18 protein-coding genes are annotated in these 19,998 nt (G+C 52.5%); 13 read left to right on the forward strand and 5 right to left on the reverse strand.

All coding sequences use genetic code 11. The annotated features are described in order from the left end of the window. Nucleotides 1-10: 10 nt before the first annotated feature. The 4 genes from MLE19_RS01100 (at nt 11) to MLE19_RS01115 (ending at nt 5,303) form a co-directional block, all read left to right on the forward strand. A complete protein-coding gene (locus MLE19_RS01100; RefSeq protein ID WP_240716222.1) occupies nt 11-1,282 on the forward strand; it encodes a hypothetical protein in 1,272 nt (423 codons plus the stop codon). Next, nucleotides 1,279-2,385 (forward strand): DUF1972 domain-containing protein, encoded by a 1,107-nt coding sequence (locus MLE19_RS01105; protein ID WP_240716223.1) that lies wholly within the window; start codon nt 1,279-1,281, stop codon nt 2,383-2,385. The genes MLE19_RS01100 and MLE19_RS01105 overlap by 4 nt, the downstream gene beginning before the upstream one ends. Before the next feature lie 132 nt (nt 2,386-2,517). Beyond that, nucleotides 2,518-3,900, forward strand: a complete 1,383-nt coding sequence (locus tag MLE19_RS01110; RefSeq protein WP_240716224.1) for an undecaprenyl-phosphate glucose phosphotransferase — start codon at nt 2,518-2,520, stop codon at nt 3,898-3,900. Nucleotides 3,901-4,055: 155 nt separating this feature from the next. Beyond that, nucleotides 4,056-5,303, forward strand: coding sequence for an O-antigen ligase family protein (locus tag MLE19_RS01115; RefSeq protein WP_240716225.1), 1,248 nt, complete (start codon nt 4,056-4,058; stop codon nt 5,301-5,303). 154 nt (nt 5,304-5,457) lie between these two features. Here MLE19_RS01115 and MLE19_RS01120 read toward each other — a convergent pair whose 3' ends face one another. Together MLE19_RS01120 and MLE19_RS01125 are read right to left on the reverse strand one after the other, a co-directional pair. Further along, nucleotides 5,458-6,039, reverse strand: coding sequence for a FlgO family outer membrane protein (locus tag MLE19_RS01120; protein ID WP_240716226.1), 582 nt, complete (start codon nt 6,037-6,039; stop codon nt 5,458-5,460). Between the two features lie 4 nt (nt 6,040-6,043). Next, nucleotides 6,044-6,727, reverse strand: coding sequence for a hypothetical protein (locus tag MLE19_RS01125; protein WP_240716805.1), 684 nt, complete (start codon nt 6,725-6,727; stop codon nt 6,044-6,046). A gap of 253 nt (nt 6,728-6,980) precedes the next feature. Here MLE19_RS01125 and MLE19_RS01130 point away from each other — a divergent pair, with 253 nt between their 5' ends. The 3 genes from MLE19_RS01130 (at nt 6,981) to MLE19_RS01140 (ending at nt 10,689) form a co-directional block, all read left to right on the forward strand. Beyond that, nucleotides 6,981-7,988 carry an OmpA family protein gene (locus tag MLE19_RS01130; RefSeq protein ID WP_240716227.1) on the forward strand — a complete coding sequence of 336 codons (1,008 nt, stop codon included), beginning with the start codon at nt 6,981-6,983 and terminating at the stop codon, nt 7,986-7,988. Nucleotides 7,989-8,458: 470 nt separating this feature from the next. Next, nucleotides 8,459-9,400, forward strand: a complete 942-nt coding sequence (locus tag MLE19_RS01135) for an HAD-IIB family hydrolase (protein ID WP_240716228.1) — start codon at nt 8,459-8,461, stop codon at nt 9,398-9,400. 68 nt (nt 9,401-9,468) lie between these two features. After that, nucleotides 9,469-10,689 carry a glycosyl transferase gene (locus tag MLE19_RS01140; protein WP_240716229.1) on the forward strand — a complete coding sequence of 407 codons (1,221 nt, stop codon included), beginning with the start codon at nt 9,469-9,471 and terminating at the stop codon, nt 10,687-10,689. 65 nt (nt 10,690-10,754) lie between these two features. Here MLE19_RS01140 and MLE19_RS01145 read toward each other — a convergent pair whose 3' ends face one another. Then, nucleotides 10,755-12,371, reverse strand: coding sequence for a methyl-accepting chemotaxis protein (locus MLE19_RS01145; RefSeq protein WP_240716230.1), 1,617 nt, complete (start codon nt 12,369-12,371; stop codon nt 10,755-10,757). A gap of 174 nt (nt 12,372-12,545) precedes the next feature. Continuing rightward, nucleotides 12,546-14,162, reverse strand: coding sequence for a methyl-accepting chemotaxis protein (locus MLE19_RS01150; RefSeq protein ID WP_240716231.1), 1,617 nt, complete (start codon nt 14,160-14,162; stop codon nt 12,546-12,548). 190 nt (nt 14,163-14,352) lie between these two features. Here MLE19_RS01150 and MLE19_RS01155 point away from each other — a divergent pair, with 190 nt between their 5' ends. From MLE19_RS01155 to MLE19_RS01180, 6 genes are all read left to right on the forward strand, one after another. Then, the gene (locus tag MLE19_RS01155; protein ID WP_240716232.1) at nt 14,353-14,820 is read left to right on the forward strand and encodes a YeeE/YedE family protein; all 468 of its coding nucleotides are present in this window, start codon (nt 14,353-14,355) and stop codon (nt 14,818-14,820) included. A gap of 23 nt (nt 14,821-14,843) precedes the next feature. Then, nucleotides 14,844-15,251 (forward strand): DUF6691 family protein, encoded by a 408-nt coding sequence (locus tag MLE19_RS01160; protein ID WP_425356795.1) that lies wholly within the window; start codon nt 14,844-14,846, stop codon nt 15,249-15,251. Between the two features lie 123 nt (nt 15,252-15,374). Further along, entirely contained in the window at nt 15,375-16,106 is a 732-nt protein-coding gene (locus tag MLE19_RS01165) for a response regulator (protein ID WP_240716234.1), read from the forward strand. Continuing rightward, nucleotides 16,103-17,422 (forward strand): ATP-binding protein, encoded by a 1,320-nt coding sequence (locus tag MLE19_RS01170; RefSeq protein ID WP_240716235.1) that lies wholly within the window; start codon nt 16,103-16,105, stop codon nt 17,420-17,422. The genes MLE19_RS01165 and MLE19_RS01170 overlap by 4 nt, the downstream gene beginning before the upstream one ends. A 27-nt stretch (nt 17,423-17,449) precedes the next feature. Further along, complete coding sequence (locus MLE19_RS01175; RefSeq protein ID WP_240716236.1) at nt 17,450-18,115, forward strand: c-type cytochrome; 666 nt, start codon at nt 17,450-17,452, stop codon at nt 18,113-18,115. Further along, nucleotides 18,112-19,125: a c-type cytochrome gene (locus MLE19_RS01180; protein ID WP_240716237.1), complete on the forward strand. Its 1,014-nt coding sequence runs from the start codon at nt 18,112-18,114 to the stop codon at nt 19,123-19,125. Before MLE19_RS01175 ends, MLE19_RS01180 begins: the two co-directional genes overlap by 4 nt. Before the next feature lie 55 nt (nt 19,126-19,180). Here the strand turns inward: MLE19_RS01180 and dsbG are convergent, their stop codons facing one another. Then, a complete protein-coding gene (gene dsbG / locus MLE19_RS01185; RefSeq protein WP_240716238.1) occupies nt 19,181-19,960 on the reverse strand; it encodes a thiol:disulfide interchange protein DsbG in 780 nt (259 codons plus the stop codon). Nucleotides 19,961-19,998: the final 38 nt, after the last annotated feature.

The raw sequence follows: 19,998 nt of genomic DNA on the forward strand, positions 1-19,998 counted from the left end.
AATATATAAAATGAAGTTTCTTCTCTTATACAAGGGTGATTTTGGTACTACTTTACGAGGCCCTGAGTTACGTTACTATTCTCTTGCCCAAAGTTTAATTGAGTTTGGTGATGAGGTGTATTTATGTGGCCGATTGGGTGATGAAAAGGGTGTGCCTAGTAAAGCTACTTTTATCTCAGTGTCGAAAGTTATAAGTCTGACGAAGGTTTTTTTTGATTCTGACGTTATTGTTTTACATGGTGGCGGGCCCTTGATTATGTTGTTATCTCTGTTCTCGGGGTTCTTAGGAAAGAAAATTATTTTGGATTGCTACGTTCCTCATTGGGTTGAGCTAGATGAAATAGTTAAAAAATCCCCAAAATATAAAACTAAGTTGTTGGTTAAGTCTTATTTTAATGTTGCCCGCAGTTTTTTTGGTGTTATTTTTTTTAATGCCGTTATTGTTGCCAATCAACGGCAGTTGGATTTGATGCGGGGTATGATGGCGCCTTTTTGGTTAACCCACGAGTTCTCTCGCATTCATATCATTCCCTTTGGCTGTGATGAAATAGTATCTAACGATCAACAACGTAATAGCCGTCAGCTTCTTAGCAAGCTGGCTGGTGAAGAATTTTCCAAATCGGATTTTTTGATAGGTTGGTTGGGTGGGGCCTATGGCTGGTTTGATATAGATGCCGTAATAGAGGCAGTGTCAAAGGCCATTAAAGAAAACTGCAATATAAAGCTTATTTTATTTGGTGTTGAAAACGACGCAAAAAATAAGATCGTTTCTAAAATGCCAGACTATGCGCGTGGTAATGTTTTCTTTTTGCCTTGGGTCGATTTTTCAAAGCGAATGGAATATTGGGCAGGTTTTGATATTTCATTGGTATGGGGTGGCGAGGGGTATGAAAATGATTATGCATCGCGCACCCGAAATTTTGATTGTTTGACGCTCGGGTTGCCTATTATTCAAAATAAAGATAGCGAGTGGGGAGCAAGGCTTGATCACTCCGGTGCAGGCAAAGCGACGACGCTTGAAGATTTGCCTACCATACTCGTTGAGCTAAGCCACTCTCCCGGTACGGTTAATAGCATGCGCCGCGCTATGGAAAAGTTAGCTGTGGGCTTTTATTGGCATAAAAGTGCTAACAAACTGCTGGAGATCATACCCAGCACTAGGATGAGCTTTATAAGAAGGTTGTTTGGGTTTTCAGTTTTTTTGCTAGTGTTGCCTGCCTTTTTTGTGTCGGCTTTGTTTGTGTTGATTTCTTATTTAATCAAGAAGGCAGTCAAACGTTGAGTTACAAAATCAGTATATTAGGTATCCGCGGTATTCCAGCGCGCTATGGTGGGTTTGAAACGTTTGCTGAGCATTTAGCTTGCTTCTTAGCTGATAAGGGCTGGGAAGTGACTGTGTACTGCCAAGAAGATAGTGGCAGCTCTATCTGGGAAAGTACGTGGCAAGGCATCCGCCGTGTTCATATACCTGTCAGTGTTTCTGGCTCATTAGGCACCATTGTATTTGATGGCAAGGCCGTTTTTCATGCGTTGTCCCAAGAGGGCATCTTTCTCACTTTAGGCTATAACACTGCCATTTTCAGTGCGCTACATAGGTTGAAAGGGCAGGTCAATATTTTCAATATGGATGGTGTGGAATGGCGGCGTGCTAAATGGGGCGTGTTGGCTAAAATATGGCTTAGAATAAACGAGAGAATAGCTTGCTGGGTAGGTAATCATCTAATCGCCGATCATCCTGAAATAAAAAAGCATTTATTGCCACAGGTTGATAGTGAAAAGATCACTATGATTCCTTATGGTGGGCAAAAAATTGTCTCTGCGGACGCTGAGTTACTCAAGCCCTATGGTATTACTTCCAATAATTTTTCCTTAGTGGTTGCCAGGCCTGAGCCCGAAAATTCGTTGTTAGAAATTGTCCAAGCGTTTAGTGCTCGTCACAGAAACCATTATTTAGTCGTGCTAGGCAATTTCATGCCGCATGATAATAAGTATCATAATGAGGTAATGTCAGCTGCTAGCGATGAAGTTTTATTTTTAGGGGGCATTTACGATGCCGATATTGTTAGCTGTCTTCGGTTCCATAGCCGTTTCTATGTGCATGGCCATCAAGTCGGTGGCACAAACCCTTCCTTGGTAGAGGCCTTGGGCGCAGGTTGCGCTGTATTAGCGCACGATAATGTCTACACGCGCTGGGTAGCCGGTTCTGCTGCTATGTACTTCGAAGGGGTAGTTTCCCTAGCTGATTTATTCGATAACTTACTACCCGCTAATGATAAAATCCTCGAAATGAAAACTGCTAGTTGTGAACGTTTTGATCAGCAGTTTACCTGGCCTAAAGTTTTGGATAGCTACCATGAGCTGCTACTCCGTTATTATCCAACATGATTTAATTGGCGGAGTAACCTGTAAGCATGGTGTTGACTTTGGTATTTTGTATTGAAATTTCAAGCCAGTGCCGTTTGAGTCTTTGTCATGCTGCTGATGGATTAGTTGGGTTAGGGAGTTGTTGGCATTGTGATGCAAACTAAACGTAGTCCCATCACCGAGCGCTACCCCGCGCAAGTGTTCGTGCCGTTTATCGATATGTTCCTGGTTTTTGTGGGCGGTTTTATTGCCTACTATGTACGCTTTGGTAATTTCGATGTCCATGAGCGCTTCATCGTCGGGCTGTTTTTAATCTCTGTTTTCATCGTGATGGCTAACTTCATTGACGATGCTTACGTACGTTGGCGTACTACACGTCTCTCCACCATTCTTTTTCGCTTGGTGGGCGTTTGGGTAGGGGTCACGCTGGCGGCCGCCTCGATCATTTACCTAGCTGAAGCGTCGGTGCGTTATTCGCGCCTATGGCTGGGCATGACCATGCTGATTTCGCTTGTGATGGCAGGCGGCGTCCGCGTCACGATTATGCTGGTTTTGAAGTATGCCCGCGCCCATGGTCAGAACCTGCGTGGAGTGTTCCTGGTGGGGCCAGGTTCGAACTTGCTCAATGTGGCCAGGAGTATGCGCCGGTCGCCTGGCGAGGGCTTTGCTATCTCGGGTGTTCAACGGTTGAAAGGAGCACCTGATCATGCGTTTTTGGAGTGCTTGGCGCGGCGTGTCGAAACTTCTGAGGCGCGAGAAGTTTGGATCTGCCTGCCGCTGGAGATGGGTAGTACGGTGCGTGAAATCGTCCATAGCTTGCGGCATCAAACGGTGGAAGTGCGGTTTATCCCCGAGTTTGGCGAAATTCAGTTATTGAACCATCAAATTAGCGAAGTAGCGGGGCGCTTTGCCATCGATCTGAGCGTGACGCCCATGGTCGAAACGGCTCGGTTTGTGAAGCGAATCGAAGATGTGGTGATGGGGTCGATCTTCCTGTTGGCATCGCTACCGGTCTGCTTGGTGATTGCGCTGGTGCTTAAATGCCAGTCGCCCGGCCCAGTGCTTTTTAAGCAGTACCGCATGGGCATCAATGGCAAGCGGTTTAAGGTGTACAAATTCCGCTCCATGGAGGTTCATGAGGAGTCGAGTGGCCATGTCACGCAGGCAAGCCGTGGTGATCCGCGAGTCACCAAGTTTGGTGCTTTTTTGCGGCGTACGTCACTGGATGAGCTGCCCCAGTTTTACAACGTGCTACAAGGCAGAATGTCCGTGGTTGGCCCCAGACCACACGCGTTAGCGCACAACGAGCAGTACAAAGAACTGGTCGAATCCTATATGAAGCGACATAAGGTCAAGCCCGGGATGACCGGCTGGGCGCAAGTGAACGGCTTCAGGGGGGAAACTGACACCCTTGATAAAATGGAGCGTCGCGTCGAACATGACCTGTGGTATATCGATAATTGGTCGTTGTGGTTGGATTTACGCATCATAGCGTTAACAATCCTTAAGGGTTTTATTAATCCGAACGCCTATTAGTAAGCCAAGCTTGTTTTACACTGCTTCAAGCTGTCGGGGCTAAACCTCGCTAGCAGCGGCAAGCGCCCTCGAAATAAGATATTTGTGCTAACATGGTCGGCCTTTGTGCCGACCATTTTTGTTTTTACGCTCTACTGTCTGTTGACGGATCAACTATGCCTACCTTACCTCATTACGCTACCGTTAATACCCAGGTAGTGATGCGCGCTTATACCAGCCTAGCGGTGTTCCTACTTTGTGCTATCGCGTTGATCGTCCCTAGTGGTTATTCACTGGGAGCTGTCATGCTGTTATTGGGCAGCGTTGTTTTGTTATTTAAGCAACCTGTTTTGGGGTTGAAACGCCAAGACTACCTATTGGTGGCTGCATTAGTTACTTATACCTTCATTGGCGTGCTGACGGCGTTGTTAGATGGCCAAGGTACACGTGGTTTCGATGAACCTATACGCTTTCTATTGGCTGTGCCTGCCATGCTGTTAGTGATGGCTTACCCGCCCCGTTTAGGCTGGTTATGGAGCGGTTTGGCCATCGGGGCTATCGGTGCAGGAAGTTGGGCGGGTTGGCAGAAGCTTGTTGAAGGCGCTTGGCGTGCTACCGGTTTTACCTACGTTATTCAATTCGGCAATTTGAGCATGCTGCTTGGGATTCTTTGTTTGGCTGGGTTAGGTTGGGCTATGGTGCAACCTCATCGAACAGGCTGGGTGGCTTTACTGTTAATAGGGGCAGTGGCTGGCATGCTCGGCTCGCTTTTCTCAGGTAGCCGAGGGGGCTGGATTGGTTTGCCCTTTGTGCTTTTGGTGCTGTATCGCGGCTATGGTTACCAGTTGCCGCAGCAGTTGAAGATAGGGGCACTGCTCGTCGTGGTACTTGGAGGGTTGCTGGTCTATCTACTGCCGCAAACCGGCGTGCAGTTACGAGTGCAAGAGGCTTTCAATGATGTGGCCCTTTACGTATCGGGAGAAAACGCTGCCACGTCCGTTGGTGCTCGTTTTGAAATGTGGAAGGGTGCCTATTACTTGATAGTGGAAAAGCCGTTCTTTGGTTGGGGTGAAAATGGCTATCAAGAAGGCATGCAAGCGCTGGCGAATAATGGGATGGTTGATCAGGTCGCGACCCACTATAGCCACGCCCATAATGAGTTTATTGACGCTTTTGCCAAACGGGGCTTAGTTGGCTTAGCTGTGTTGCTAGCGCTATACCTTGTTCCTATGCGGCTCTTTGCACGGCAAATAACAGCCGCGAATCTTGAATTGCGCTCACTTGCAGTGGCAGGTGTACTGCTTCCCGTTGCCTTTATTGATTTCGGGTTTTCACAGGCATTTTTAACCCATAACAGTGGGGTAATGATGTACTCCTTTCTGCTTGTCGTGCTGTGGGGTTGCTTTGCTGTGCGCACCAGGTAGCGACCCACACCATTTCAATAGATAATTATCGCGAGAGAACTGCAAGTGACACATAACCCTTAACCCTGCTTGGTTATGCCAAAAGAGACAAAGTAAGCGACGACGCTGATTTTTAAACGAAAAAGATTAGCGTCATCTAGCTATTAATGTGTTCTTACCAGCCCCCTTGCCCCTCTAACAAACTGCGCGTGTTGTTGTTTAACGGCAGGCGGAAATCGGCACTGCCAAGCACCATGGCATCGCCCGCCCTCACTACACGCGCACTAACATAGACAAAGTCCTGACCTTGCGCATAGGTACCCATAAGAATAGAGCGCGCATTATGCTGGGCACTTAGGCGCTGCACTTGCCGTGAAAGAATCAACTCTCCCACGCTCTCTTCAATAAACATGCTGTCGCGCATTTTGACTTCGCGTACTTCCATGCCTTGGCGCGAGAGCGCTGATGCCATAATTTCAGAGCTAATGCGGCCAAGCGTCGAAGACTGGCTTAAATTGTCGATGCTCACAAAAGTAGCCGCAATCATGGGGCTATAGCGCGTCAGTTCTGGATTGCTGGCGATCATCTGTTCGGCAGCGGCATGAACCAATTCAGAAAGGTCAGGTTCCGGTTCGGCATAGGTGTTGTTAGCATTACCCATCGTGCCGCAGCCAGCCAGCAACAGTAATGCAAGACTCATCAGCGCAGCACGGCTGATAACGCTGGCGCGCTGTGCATTAAACAGTGTAATCAACATGACATTACCACGTATCAGTAAGGGGAACGGAGGGAGTGGTAGGTGCCTGAGGCACGCGATGAGGAGCGTATTGACGACGATCGCCCGCATTGATGTAGTAAATATTGGACGATGAGTAGAGAATTCGTTCGCCATCGATTATCTGCGTCGTCACAATGATCTCCTCATTGCCTGTGCTAGTCCAACTACCGCTGGTGGTATCGGCGAGAATACCTGCCGGTATTAACCCTAAAGCAGGCTCGCTCCACTGATTAAAGGGTATGGTGGCCACGGCGATGCCGGCAGTTAGCGCCGTGAAAGCGCCCACAGGGGGACGAATAAAACCACGGTCCCGGTGCTCGACGACTTCTACATCGATTGTAATGTTGGCGCTGTTAGCAGTGGGAACCGTAGTGAGATTGGCGCCGCGAGACACTAGTTCACTGGTAAGAAGCGTACGAAAGCCACGGCCAAACTCGCCGCCACTATAGGCGTATAAGTCACCACTGTCGGCTTCGCTGATGTGTAAATCGCGGTTTCTAACGCGCTCGCGTTGTAAAATGCTGGTAGCTTCGTGACGCGCGAGCACATCCCAATGGTGAGCTGCCTGCATACGTTGCTGCTCAGTATAGGGGTACGTTGTGGCAATGGGCGCTTGTGATGTATTGGCATAAAAGCAGCCGCTGAGCATGAGTGTTGCAAGCCCCATACCAACAGGACGTATGAAAGAGGGTAAACGGCATAATGTGATACGGGTGCGCACCTGCGGGTTCCTTTTCGCTACAAAACGGCTTTTGGTAGACTGCTTGCCATGCTTAGTTTGCCATGACTGATTCGACGTACCTACTGGGAAATAGCTGACTTAATGAGCCTAATTCGAAATACTTAATACGACATACTTGATTAGAACTAAATAGTTATATCGGCCAAGAGGTTCAAAACTTGAATGAGCGAACATACTAATGCTTGAAGATCACCGCAGCGGTCCGCGCCATGATTCGCTTATGTCGGCTTATCATGAAAGCGATAGTAATAGCGGTTGGATGATTAGCTATCTCGATATTATGACCTTGTTAGTGGCTCTTTTCGTTGTCATTATCGCCGCTGCTGGGTCGACCAATCCCGATTGGTTAGCCGGCGATCAAGCAAAAGAGACTATTTTCTCGTCACCTACCCTTGAAATTCCCTTGCCCGATACGTTAGCTCAAGCAAGGCCTGACCGTGCTGTTACGGCTGCTTGGAGTGGAGCAGGACTAAGCCCAATGGCGGTGAGTGCATCGCTGGGTGTGGCGGGCCTGCCGACGTTTTCTCAGTTACCGCGTCGGGTGAGCGTTGGTGTTCCGCCGTTACTGGCTGCGCCAGCACCATCCACGCCCACTGTGCCGGCCATTACTCTACCCAAACTGCTGATGCCAGCTGGCAGTGACGATTTTTCATCGCCTTTGGCGGATTACATGGTGGTATTGACCGATCGTCCTCCGGTAAATGTGCAAGCAGTAAGCGATGAGTCCGTCTCTGGTGCCCTCGCGTTGAACCAGTCGCTTTCTGAGCGCGTGGAAGAGTCAACGTATTTGCCCGACCTTGAAGGTGTTGAAGTCTCCCGAGTGGCTGAAGGGATTAGTTTACGTGTGCAGGATCAACTGTTGTTTCCTTCAGCGACAGCGGAGTTAACTGATACTGGGTCGTCATTAGTAGGCAGTTTGCTGGAAACTATTCAACGTTATGATGGTGAAGTATGGGTTGAGGGGCATTCAGATAGCCAGACGATTAGTACCGAAGAGTTCTCTTCCAACTGGGCGCTCTCCAGTGCACGTGCTATTGCTATCGTAGAAGCCTTGGAGGCTGCGGGGGTCGATGCTGAACGCTTGCGCGCCGTCGGTTTGGCAGCCACACGACCACTGGAAAACAACACTACAGCAGAGGGGCGGGCGCGAAATCGGCGGGTTGAAGTAGTGATCCATGTGGAGTAGCCGCACTAATGGTCACGAGCTACGCTACTTCCCGCAAGAGTGCTATGTTGATGGTAGAAGCATAAAAAAGCCCGCCGGGGGAGGCGGGCATTAAAGGGCTTGGCTCACTGCAGCCCACTGGCATCAGGTGAGGGGTGTACAGGATCGCCAGTGGGTACAAGTTGAGTATAGCTATTTACACGGCGTTGCCAAGTGCTGTGTTGGTTTTTTTAGCGGTTATCGACACAAAAGTGCACTGATGTGCTTCATGCTCTATTTTGGTGCGCCAACACTGCTTCTTTTTGGTGCTGATAGAACTGTCGGTTGGTTGAACCGTTATTAAGCCGTGTAACCTACTGCTGTGTTTACGCTTCTCTGTTTTGGCTTACAACTTGCTATGCTTTTAATAGCCAATTAATAGCTGGTCATCGCCATAGAGCATCTCAGACGACAGTTTTGATGATGCACTACGACCTAATAGAGGTAGCGCCATGCCTGAATCCAATCATCTCTCAGTGCCACTTTCCCTCCGGCTCTCCCCATCGCCAGCCGCGATAGACCTTGCTTTGCAGCCGCGGCTGGTAGTGACCGATTTAGATGGCTCGCTGCTGGATCACCATAGTTATGATTTCAGTCCCGCCGCACCCTGGCTTGCTCGTTTAAAACAAATGGGCGTTCCGGTGATTCCGGTGACCAGTAAAACTCGTGCTGAATTGATCCCGCTGCGCGAAGCGTTGGGGCTCACGGGGACACCTTTTATCGCTGAAAATGGTGCGGTTATTGGCCTGCCGCCAGGTTGGTGCCATGCCCGTTTAGACCGCCCTGGCGGCGGCCGTGATGGTGTCGTGATTAAGCACCCAGGTGTGGATATTGGCTTTATTCGTGCTCGTTTGAAGGTATGGCGCGAGCGTCTGGATGTTCGCTTTACTCGGATGGGCGAGCTAAGCGTCCACGAAGTGATGGAGCTTACCGGGCTTGATGAAACCCGCGCCCGTGATGCGCGGCAGCGGGAAGGCAGCGAGCCACTGGTGTGGAAAGACAGTGAACAGGCATTAGAAACGTTTCGCGCCGCGCTGGAAGGGGATGGGCTTCAGCTTACTCAAGGGGGGCGTTTTTGGCATGTAATGGGACGCTCGGCTGATAAGGGTAGCGCTGTGGAGTGGCTGGTGAAACGCTTCACCGCGTTAAGAGGCCGAGCGCCGCTCTCGCTAGGTCTGGGGGACGGGCCAAACGATATCACTATGCTTGAAGCGGTTGATCAGGCCGTTGTCATCCGCGGTTGCCACGCGTTAGTGGTAGAGCCGCGTAACAGTTCGCTATATCGCACGGAAGCAACAGGGCCGACTGGTTGGGCAGAGGGGGTTGCCCACTGGTGGGGGCGAGACGACCGCCGTTTAGCGACGGCGGAGAAAGATGAAGCGGTTGTTATTTGAGAACTGTTAGTTATTTAAGAAAAATTAGTTATTTGAGAACAGTTCAATGAATCCAGGGAGGCAAGCGTATGAGTGACTTTCATCAAAATGGAATTATTACTGACTTCCATAACCTTACTAAGCGCTCAGTGGAAGCACTTGAAGAGGAGCTTTGCCAATTCTCTCGCCGGCGCCCGATGGGGTTGATCTTGCCGTCGCTTTTTTCAGAATTGGAAGGGCCAGCGCTGTCTGCCATCGTCGATGAGCTGGTGAAAGTTCCTTACCTCAGTGAGATTGTTATTGGCTTGGATCGCGCCGACCGCGAGCAATTTTTATATGCCCGAGAGTTTTTCTCCCGACTGCCGCAGCATACGCGCATTTTATGGAACGATGGCCCACGACTGCGCGCACTCGATGCAGAGCTGGAGGAGCATGGGCTAGGGGCATTGGAGCCCGGAAAAGGGCGCAACGTATGGTACTGCGCAGGTTACATGCTCTCCTCCGGGCGCTCGACGGTGGTAGGCCTGCACGATTGCGATATTCTTACCTACGAGCGTGGACTGCTAGCACGCTTGATGTATCCCGTCGCCCATCCCAATTTCAACTACAGTTTTTGCAAAGGCTATTACCCACGGATTGCTGACGGCAAGCTAAATGGTCGTGTCTCACGGTTGTTAGTGACGCCGCTGCTGCGGGCGCTCAAAACAGTATGTGGGCCGCTGCCCTATCTCGACTATTTGGATAGCTTTCGTTACCCACTCTCGGGTGAGTTTGCAATGCGTAGCGAGGTACTGGAAGGGATTCGTATTCCCGCCGATTGGGGGCTGGAGATCGGTGTGCTGTCGGAACTGCAGCGCAATTACTCGCTGCGTCAGCTCTGTCAGGTGGATATTGCCGATGCTTACGACCACAAACATCAACCGGTTAGCGAAGACAATCCCGATGGTGGCTTGAACCGCATGAGCCTGGATATCTCAAAAGCGCTCTATCGCAAACTAGCGACCCAGGGCATTACCTTTAGCAGCGAAGACTTCCGCACGCTCAAAGCGACTTACTACCGCTTCGCTTTGGATTTGATCGAGGCCTATGACCACGATGCCACGATGAATGGCTTGAGCCTTGATCGCCATAGTGAGGAGCAAGCGGTTGAGCTATTTGCCAGCAATCTGCTCGAAGCTGGCAATCTATTTCTGGATAACCCAAGAGAGCGGCCTTTTATTCCCAGTTGGAACCGCGTGCAGGCCGCAGTACCCGACGTGCTTACCCGTATGCACGAGGCAGTTGAGTTGGATAACCAAGGTAAGGTTTAACACCACTGGATACTGTACTGAACAAGACCGGCTACCTTTGGGTAGCCGGTCTTTTTTAACACGTGTTAAAAATCGCTATCCTGATAAGCAGCCCGTGGCGCCGCTGATGACGCTGGTAAGCTTGCCTGCATGCGCTCTGTGTTCTGGTTAATACGGAAGTTGGCTACCAACTGACGCAGTTGGGTGCTGAGTTGAGCAAGCGTTTGAGTCGCATGATTGCTCTCTTGCACTAGGCTGGCATTCTGCTGGGTCATTTGATCCATTTGCGTGACGGCTTGGTTGACCTGTTCGATACCGCTGCTCTGTTCAATGGTGGCTGCTGAAATGTCCTGCACCAGGGTGCTTAGCTGCTTGATGTCATCGACCATGCCGTTGATCACATCACCGGTAGCGCGTACTTGGCGGCTGCCTTCGACTACTTTGCTATCCGACGCTTCGATCAGGGTTTTAATCTCCTGAGCTGCAGCGGCGGAACGACTGGCAAGTTGGCGAACCTCATTGGCCACCACCGCAAAGCCACGCCCCTGTTCCCCGGCTCTCGCAGCTTCCACTGAAGCGTTGAGCGCCAAAATATTGGTTTGGAAAGCAATACCGTCGATAGTATTGACGATGCTGCTCATTTGCGTGGCGCTTTCATTAATCGTCGCCATGGTGGTGATCACCGTCGACATAGAGTCACTGCCACGCTGCGCGCTGTCAGCGGTGCGGGTGGCCAGCGTGCGAGCATGGTCTGCGTGTTCGGCGTTTTGCTTAACGGTCGCGGTGAGCTGTTCCATGCTGGAAGCGGTTTCGGCTAGCGATGCTGCCTGCTCTTCGGTACGTGTTGAAAGCTCTTCGTTGACGCCCACAATTTGCTCGACACCACTATTGACCTGATTTGCCCCGTGGTGAATATCGCCAATAGTGGTAGCCAGGGTTTCCCGCATGCGGTTGATATCAAACAGCAGGCTCTGCTGATCCTTCGAGGAGAGCTGGGTTACCTGTGTGAGATCACCGTCGGCTATATGACGCACAACGCTGGCAGCATAGCGAGGGTCACCACCCAAGCGGCGGGAAACATCGCGAATGACCCAACCCATTAGTAGTGTTACCGGTAGGCCAATGATTAGCAGTATGACGACGGAGCGAATCAAGCCAGCAATAAAGGCTTCATTGATATCGTCAACATAGACGCCAGCGGCCAGCGACCACTGCCATTCAGGTAAATAAGCCACGTAGCTGATTTTCGGCACTTGCTCGTCGCCGGTAATACGGCGTGAGTAGTAGTCAACATGACCACCGCCGGATTGAGCGGCCTCTCGGAAGGCGGCGTAAAGTGCCATCCCGCTTGCGTCTTGATAGGCGCTCATATCCTCACCGCGTGGGCGGTTGGGGTGAGAAACAATATGTAGGTCGTTGTCGAAGGAAAATATGTACTCCCCGCCGCCAAAGCTGACGCTCGACATATTGTCGATAGCGCGCTGCTGTGCCTCTTCTTCGCTGAGTTCGCCAGAGGCCACCCGTGCTTGCAGGGCTTCAATTTGGCTATGCACGCTCTCAATCACGTACTGAATGCTGTCGCGGCGTTCGCTCTCAATCGTTTGGCGGTTTTCCAATGCTAGCCAGCCAACTAATAGCAGCATGGCGATCCAAATGATGCCCAGCGTACCCCAGAGTTTTTGCGTCGTCGTTAAGCGTGTCATGTTTTTCCTAGCCGATGAAAGTAAACAACGTTTTTTCTATCGGCCTGGAGCGATAATACATAAGCACATTTGTAAAAAATGCTGATGCGACAAGGTCATTTGCCGCAGCAGGGGGCTAAAAAACCGTTATGCATCGCTCGATGACGAGGGGCGGGGCGCGAGCGATAACAAACGTTAAAAATCGCTGTCCTGATAAACATCCCGCTGGACTGGAGAGGAGGCGGGTAAGTTTGCCTGCGTATGCTCCGAGGTCTGATTAATACGGAAGTTAGCGACTAACTGACGCAACTGGTTGCTTAGCTGGGCCAGGGTTTGGGTTGCGTGAGTGCTCTCTTGCACTAGGCTGGCGTTCTGCTGGGTCATTTGATCCATTTGCGTTACCGCTAGGTTGACCTGCTCAATACCACTGCTCTGCTCAATGGTGGCCGCGGAAATTTCCTGAACCAGCGTGCTGAGCTGCTTGATGTCATCGACCATGCTGTTAATCACATCACCGGTGTCGCGTACCTGGCGGCTGCCTTCCACTACTTTACTGTCCGACGCTTCGATCAGCGTCTTGATCTCTTGTGCGGCAGAGGCGGAGCGGCTGGCAAGTTGGCGAACCTCATTGGCCACCACCGCAAAGCCACGCCCTTGATCACCTGCCCGGGCGGCTTCAACTGACGCGTTCAGCGCCAAAATATTGGTTTGGAAGGCAATACCGTCAATGGTATTGACGATGCTGCTCATTTGCGTGGCGCTTTCGTTAATCGTCGCCATCGTGCTCGTGACGGATGACATCGAGTCGCTGCCGCGCTGAGCGCTGTCGGCCGCCCTAGTGGCCAGTGTGCGAGCATGGTCTGCGTGTTCAGCGTTTTGCTTAACGGTAGCAGTGAGCTGTTCCATACTGGAAGCGGTTTCGGCCAGCGACGCTGCCTGCTCTTCGGTACGTGTCGAAAGCTCTTCGTTGACGCCTACAATTTGCTCGACACCACGATTAACCTGGTTGGCGCCGTGGTGAATATCGCCGATGGTAGTGGCCAGGGTTTCCCGCATACGGTTGATATCAAACAGCAGGCTCTGCTGGTCTTTCGCTGAAAGCTGCGTTACCTGAGTGAGGTCGCCATCCGCGATATGACGCACTACGCTTGCGGCATAGCGGGGGTCGCCGCCTAAACGACGGGAAACATCGCGGATTACCCAGCCCATTAGCAGCGTTACCGGTAGGCCAATGATCAGTAATATCCCGATTGAGTGAATCAAGCCGGCAATAAACGCTTCATTGATATCATCGACATAAACGCCCGTCGCTAGCGACCACTCCCATTCAGGGAGGTGCGTGACGTAACTGGTTTTCGGCAACTGTTCATCGCCACCAGCGCGAGTAGAGTAGTAGTTAACGTGGCCCCCGCCCGCTTGGGAAACACGCAGCAACTCCGGATAAAGCGCCATACCACTGGCATCTAAGTAGTCGGTCATGTCAGTGCCGGGTACGCGGCTTGGGTGGGAAATAACCAGTAAGTCGTCGTTGAAAGAGAAAATGTATTCGCCTGCTCCAAAGCTAACGCTAGACATATTGTCGATGGCGCGCTGTTGCGCTTCTTCAAGGCTGAGTTCACCGGTAGTAACCCTTTCTTGCAGGGCTTCAATTTGATTTTGGACGCTTTCGACCACGTACTGAATGCTGTCGCGGCGTTCGCTTACAATCGTTTGACGGTTTTCCAGCGCTAGCCATCCCACCAGCAGCAGCATAGCTACCCAGATGATGCCCAACGTGCCCCACAGCTTTTGTGTTGTTGTTAAACGAGTCATGTTTTTCCTATTTTTTATAATTGAGTAACTAATTCACTATCGGCCTAAACCGCATTGACATTAGCAAAGCCTGCAAGAGATCTAACGGCTGAATAGTGGTCGCTCTTATTATTCTTTTGTATTATATGTATATAACTTTGTTTGTACTATGATGATGCTATTGGCAGGTAACCATTAGTGAGGCGACATCGTGGATTGGACAGCAGGCTTGCAAGGCCTAGTGGGAGGTGTGCTGATTGGGCTATCTGCCGTGTGGCTAATGGCAACGCTAGGGCGTATAGCCGGTATTAGCGGCATTGTTGGCAACTTAATTACCCAGCGCCCCAAAGGCGATAGCGCTTGGCGCGGGGCATTTATTATCGGACTCGTCAGCGGGCCGTTATTGATCATGGCATTGGGAGGCGGCTTGGGAAACGTGGTCGGTCACCCGGGTGAGGTGATTGGCTCACCTGCAGGGGGTGTTGGGTTAATGCTGGTGGCTGGGTTGTTAGTGGGCGTAGGCACGGGGCTGGGTAGTGGCTGTACCAGCGGTCATGGCGTATGTGGTCTGGCGCGCTTGGCGCCACGCTCGATGGCAGCCACCGGTATGTTTTTGCTGACGGCGCTAATGACCGTTTACATCTCGCGCCACTTGCTAGGCCTAGGCGGTGGAGTATGAGTCAGTCAAACAAGAGCAATTGGATGAAAACAGCGGCAGGCTATGCGGCGGGACTACTTTTCGGCCTTGGTTTGGCTGTTTCAGGCATGACCGACCCCGCACGAGTAGTGGGGTTTCTAGACGTTGCGGGTGCCTGGGATCCTACCCTTATGTTTGTGTTGGGCGCTGCTGTCGTCACCACCTTTATCGGCTATCGGCTGGTGTTCAAACGTCCGGCACCCCTATTGGGTGGCGTCTTTCAGCTGCCGACTAAGCGGGAGCTGGATGGCAAGTTGCTGGGAGGGGCGGCGCTGTTTGGCATTGGCTGGGGGCTTTCCGGTTACTGTCCAGGGCCTGCGATTGCCTCTATCGGTGGTTTATCGCTACCGCTAGCCGCCATGCTGGTGGCGATGGTGCTGGGGTGGTTTGCCGCTAAGCGGCTTGCTCCGTAAGCCCATCTTGAAATGGCCGTTACTGCTAACGCCCTTGCCGTCACGGCAGGGGCGTTTTTGGTTGCCTTAACGCTGGGTTAATGCGCGGCAGCCATACTGATAGGTAATAAAAAGGAAACCGCTATGCACGTCTTGCTGATTGAAGATGACCCGCTTGTAGCCTCGGGGATTCGCGCTGGATTAATGAGCTTTGACTTTGTCGTGGACCATGTCTCCACGCTAAGCGCGGCGCGCCAAGCGCTGAAAATAGTGACGAGTGATGTCATTGTGCTTGATCGGGGCTTACCCGACGGGGATGGCTTGCAGCTGTTGGCGGAGTGGCGCGAACAGGGGATTAATGTGCCCGTGCTGATATTGACGGCAAGAGACGCGGTGCGTGATCGCGTGGATGGGCTGCAGGGCGGGGCTGACGACTATTTGGTAAAACCCTTCGATTTAGATGAATTGGTAGCACGTTTGCACGCCTTGTTACGCCGAGCCGCAGGCCGCAGCAGTGGCATGATTTCCCATGGAGCACTCGCGTTAGACCCCACGGCGCGGGAGGTGTATGTGGACGGGCAACTGGTCATGTTGTCGCGCCGAGAGCTAGTGTTGCTTGAAACCTTTCTGCAATCACCGCGTAGCGTACTGTCTAACGACCAGCTCAAAGATAGCCTTTATGGCATGAACGATGACGTCGAGAGCAATGCACTGAATGTGCATATCCACCACCTGCGTCGCAAGCTGGGAAGCGTTGTGATTGAAACAGTTCGCGGCCTTGGTTATCGACTGGGCAAGCCAGAGGCGGTTCATTTAGCAGGCGCGCCTTATAAGGGGCAGAGACATACGGAACAGCCGTATAAGGACCTGCTATGAGTTTGCGCGCCCGCTTACTGCTTACCCTGGGATTAACCCTGGCGCTGCTATGGAGCGTGGCGGCGGCATGGCTGATGCGCGACCTGGAAGAGAAGTTTGTCGAAACCTTGGATCAGCGCTTGGCGCAGTCAGCACGGATGGTGGCGGGGTTGGTTCTGCAGTTGCCTTTAGACGTATGGGCGGACGCTGAACATCCGGTGCTCTCCATTCCTTCCATTGAAGGGTTGGCTTGTCAGGTGCATTCGCCTCAAGGGGAAATCATGGCGCGCACGCATGCCGATATGGACGCTGTGCTGGCGCCGGGAGAAAGCGGTCACGCTTATCGTCAGGCTGGGGATGTCACTTGGCGGGTGTTCACCTACGAGCGCAATGGCATTGTGATTACCACCGCCGACCGGATGGATGAGCGCGATATGCTCCTCAGTGGCGTTATACGGGTAGCCGTTGTGCCTTTTATGGTGGCGCTCGTAGGCAGTATGGTCGCACTCTGGCTGGGTATCTGGCGCGGTTTAGCACCGCTAACACGGCTGCGAGCCTCCCTCGCGCAACGCCATCCTGATGCGTTAGCCCCTGTCGCCACCTACGGCCTGCCAAAAGAGATTCGTCCGCTCATTGAAACTCTTAATGCTCTTCTGGCGCGCGTACAGCAAACCATTCTGCGTGAGCAGCGTTTTACCAACGATGCCGCCCACGAACTGCGCACGCCACTGACCGCGATTAAAACCCACCTTCAAGTCGCTCGCCGGGTTGAAGGGCAGGCCGCAATAGCATCGCTGAGCCATGCCGAAGAGGGCGTGGTGCGATTGAGCTCAACCCTTGACCAACTGCTCACGCTGGCTCGCGTCGAGGGCCGTATTCGCTTTGATGATGGTGAGGCAAGCCGTGTTGCCGATGTCGCCGAGTGTGCCCTTGCCGATAGCCATCACACTAGGCCAGAGCGCTTTGTGTTGCCTTCGCAATGGCCTGAAACAGCTCTTGCCATGCCTCGGGAGTTAGCCATTACCGCCCTGCGCAATTTGCTCGATAACGCCCTTCGCCATGGGCCGGTAGAAACCCCGATCATCTTTGATGCGCAGTGGGAGCCAGGGGATCGCTTTCTTATCTTCAGCATCAGCGACCAGGGGCCTGGTGTCGATGACGCAACGCTTAAGCAGTTAACCCAACGTTTCTGGCGGGCCAGCAAGCAGCAGGGTAGCGGGCTGGGATTGGCCATTGTGGCAGCGATCACGGAACGCTTCGGTGGAGAGGTCACTTTCGCCAGTCCTGCTGGGGGTGGCTTTACCGCCCGGCTAATCGTGCCTGTGGCGCATACCTAAAAATGATAACGCAAGGGAGAAACCGACATGAATAAAAAATACGTACATAGGTTTGGCCTGGCGGTGGGCGTCAGCCTAGCCGCTGCAGGCGCACTGGCACAGGAAGGGGATGCCGAACGAGGCCAAGCTGCTGCCGCCACCTGTAGTGCCTGCCATCAAGCCGATGGTAGCGGTATGAATGTACCGAACGGGGAGTCTTGGCCCCGTTTAGCGGGGCTTGATGCCGAGTATATTGTTAAGCAGCTACACGATTTCAAAGAGGGGCGGCGTGAAAACGCGACCATGGTGACGTTTGCCAATATGCTCGACGACCAGCAAATCCTGGATGTGGCCGAGTATTTTGACCAAATGGCGGTCACGCCGGGACAAGGGGGTGATGAAGCCGACGAAGCGCTGCTGGCCCGTGGTCAGCAGCTTGCCGAACGTGGCGATTGGAACGCCTACATTGTTTCCTGCCAAAGCTGCCATGGGCCTGGTGGCAATGGCGTTGGTAGTACCTTTCCAGGCGTTGCCAGCCAGCATGCTGGCTATATCAGCACTCAGTTAATGGCATGGAAAAATGGTACGCGCAGTAACGACCCTCAGAATCTGATGGGCGCCATTGCCAAACGCATGAGCGACAACGATATCCAGGCCGTGTCTGCTTGGTACGCCACCCAGTCCGGTTCTACACAACAGGAGACAGCGCAATGACCACCTGTCGTCGCCCCCTCATCATAGCGCTGAGCGGCTGCTCGCTTGCCTTCGGTGCCGGTGTCAGCGTTTATGCCACCAATGCGTTTGCCCAACCCGAAGAGCGGCCTGACGCTGCACTGAATATGCTGGTGCATGAGCCTCCTACGATGGAAGACCTTGAAAACTCCGATCTTCACCCGGAGCTGAAGAAGGTTATCCGTTATGGGCACGATCTATTCACCAATACCCAGCAGTTACGCGGTGAGAACGTGTTCAACGATATGAATTGCTCAAGCTGCCATTTGGGTGAAGGGCGGGTGCCGTTCAGCGCGCCGGTGTGGGCTGCGGCAATCACGCTGCCGGATTTTCGCGGTAAGAACCAACACGTGAATAACCTCGAAGAGCGTATTGCCGGGTGCTTTGCTTACTCTATGAACGGCGTACCACCTGAGTATGGAAGCGATGAAATGCTGGCGCTGAGCGCTTACCATCAGTGGCTGGCCACCGGTGCACCGATGTATCCCGATAAACCTATTTATGGACGTGGTTTTCCTGCCCCGGATGAGCCTGCAGAAGAGCCTGACTACGCTAGAGGCGAAGCGGCCTATCAGGACAACTGTTCGATATGCCATCAGGAAGATGGCTCAGGCCACTACGAAAACGACGAATACGTGTTTCCTGCACCCTGGGGTGACGGCTCTAATAATTGGGGAGCGGGAATCGCACGGCTGGATACCATGGCGGGCTTCATTTACCAAAACATGCCGCTTGGCCAGCCGCGTTCACTGAGTGAACAAGACGCCTGGGATATTGCTTACTACGTAAGCAGCCAGGAGCGCCCCCAAGACCCTCGCTACACCGGTGACGTCGCTGAGACTGCCGAACGGTTCCATGGCCGCTCACTATATGGCCAAACCCGAGAACAAGACGGCCATGTGCTCGGTGACCACGATAACTTTGGGGATAAAGGCGATATCAAACCCTGGAATGTCGGCATGCCGCGGTTTGAAAACCTGTCCGAAGAGTAAGCAGTTAACGGACGGTATAGGATGGGAGGTCGTTTTTTGCGACCTCCCACATCACCTACGGTGCTTCGCTGCCCATCATGTCAATCAGTCGCTCATCGCTGGGTAGCCCCTGGATACGATCGATGCGGATGTTGCCGTTCTCTGCTTCCCGCTGAAAGGCACTGGTGGGAGTGGCATACAGTCCTAACTCTTCGAACAGCTGGTTATTTGCGTACACCTGCTCTTCAATGTCGCGGGGTTGTGCACTGGCTTCGACTTCTTCACCACGGTTATGTCCATGCAGGGTGGCAGCGGGATCGTCGGCACCAAGGATAGTGGCCGCTTTGCCAGGACTATCGGGGGCTAAAATACCCACCATAATATGTCGCAGTTGTACTTCACCGGCATCCACCCAGGGGCGAACGTCTTGCCACAGCTGGCGGCAATAAGGACAGTTGGCATCAGTAAAGGTGTAGATCACTCGGGGGGCATCAGCATCGCCATCTTGGATCCAGTGGCTTTCACTTAGTAGCTGCCAGGTTTGTGCCTCGAGTGGTGCCCTGACATGCTCATCCAGCTGGGCTTCAGTAAGGTCGTTCCCCTCGCTATCCATCAGTGTTCCCACAACGGCGTGCTCACCATCAGGCGTCAGGTAAATCGCCATGTCCTGGCCTTGTACGCTGGCGCCATAGCCACGCAAACCGCCGGGGGCGTCAAACTGCCCATGAATCTCCAAGCCTTGGTCGGCAAGGGCCTGAACGGGGGCGGGTAGGTCATCGGCATGGCTTGTAGAGATTACCCCTAGCCCCGCCAGTAGAACAAAACTACTCATAATAGTGTTTTGGTTTAAGCGCATTACAACGTCCTGTTTTAGTGATATGGCGTTTAAAAGAC

It is taken from the genome of Vreelandella neptunia (assembly GCF_022489065.1).
GTDB classification, from domain to species: domain Bacteria; phylum Pseudomonadota; class Gammaproteobacteria; order Pseudomonadales; family Halomonadaceae; genus Vreelandella; species Vreelandella neptunia_A.

What these genes read in the sequence shown, in the direction of transcription:
- MLE19_RS01100 (WP_240716222.1), top strand. Translation starts at nt 11, where the DNA reads ATGAAGTTTCTTCTCTTATACAAGGGTGATTTTGGTACTACTTTACGA.
- MLE19_RS01110 (WP_240716224.1), top strand. Translation starts at nt 2,518, where the DNA reads ATGCAAACTAAACGTAGTCCCATCACCGAGCGCTACCCCGCGCAAGTG.
- MLE19_RS01115 (WP_240716225.1), top strand. Translation starts at nt 4,056, where the DNA reads ATGCCTACCTTACCTCATTACGCTACCGTTAATACCCAGGTAGTGATG.
- MLE19_RS01120 (WP_240716226.1), bottom strand. Translation starts at nt 6,039, where the DNA reads ATGTTGATTACACTGTTTAATGCACAGCGCGCCAGCGTTATCAGCCGT.
- MLE19_RS01125 (WP_240716805.1), bottom strand. Translation starts at nt 6,727, where the DNA reads ATGGGGCTTGCAACACTCATGCTCAGCGGCTGCTTTTATGCCAATACA.
- MLE19_RS01130 (WP_240716227.1), top strand. Translation starts at nt 6,981, where the DNA reads ATGCTTGAAGATCACCGCAGCGGTCCGCGCCATGATTCGCTTATGTCG.
- MLE19_RS01135 (WP_240716228.1), top strand. Translation starts at nt 8,459, where the DNA reads ATGCCTGAATCCAATCATCTCTCAGTGCCACTTTCCCTCCGGCTCTCC.
- MLE19_RS01140 (WP_240716229.1), top strand. Translation starts at nt 9,469, where the DNA reads ATGAGTGACTTTCATCAAAATGGAATTATTACTGACTTCCATAACCTT.
- MLE19_RS01145 (WP_240716230.1), bottom strand. Translation starts at nt 12,371, where the DNA reads ATGACACGCTTAACGACGACGCAAAAACTCTGGGGTACGCTGGGCATC.
- MLE19_RS01150 (WP_240716231.1), bottom strand. Translation starts at nt 14,162, where the DNA reads ATGACTCGTTTAACAACAACACAAAAGCTGTGGGGCACGTTGGGCATC.
- MLE19_RS01160 (WP_425356795.1), top strand. Translation starts at nt 14,844, where the DNA reads ATGAAAACAGCGGCAGGCTATGCGGCGGGACTACTTTTCGGCCTTGGT.
- MLE19_RS01165 (WP_240716234.1), top strand. Translation starts at nt 15,375, where the DNA reads ATGCACGTCTTGCTGATTGAAGATGACCCGCTTGTAGCCTCGGGGATT.
- MLE19_RS01170 (WP_240716235.1), top strand. Translation starts at nt 16,103, where the DNA reads ATGAGTTTGCGCGCCCGCTTACTGCTTACCCTGGGATTAACCCTGGCG.
- MLE19_RS01175 (WP_240716236.1), top strand. Translation starts at nt 17,450, where the DNA reads ATGAATAAAAAATACGTACATAGGTTTGGCCTGGCGGTGGGCGTCAGC.
- MLE19_RS01180 (WP_240716237.1), top strand. Translation starts at nt 18,112, where the DNA reads ATGACCACCTGTCGTCGCCCCCTCATCATAGCGCTGAGCGGCTGCTCG.
- dsbG (WP_240716238.1), bottom strand. Translation starts at nt 19,960, where the DNA reads ATGCGCTTAAACCAAAACACTATTATGAGTAGTTTTGTTCTACTGGCG.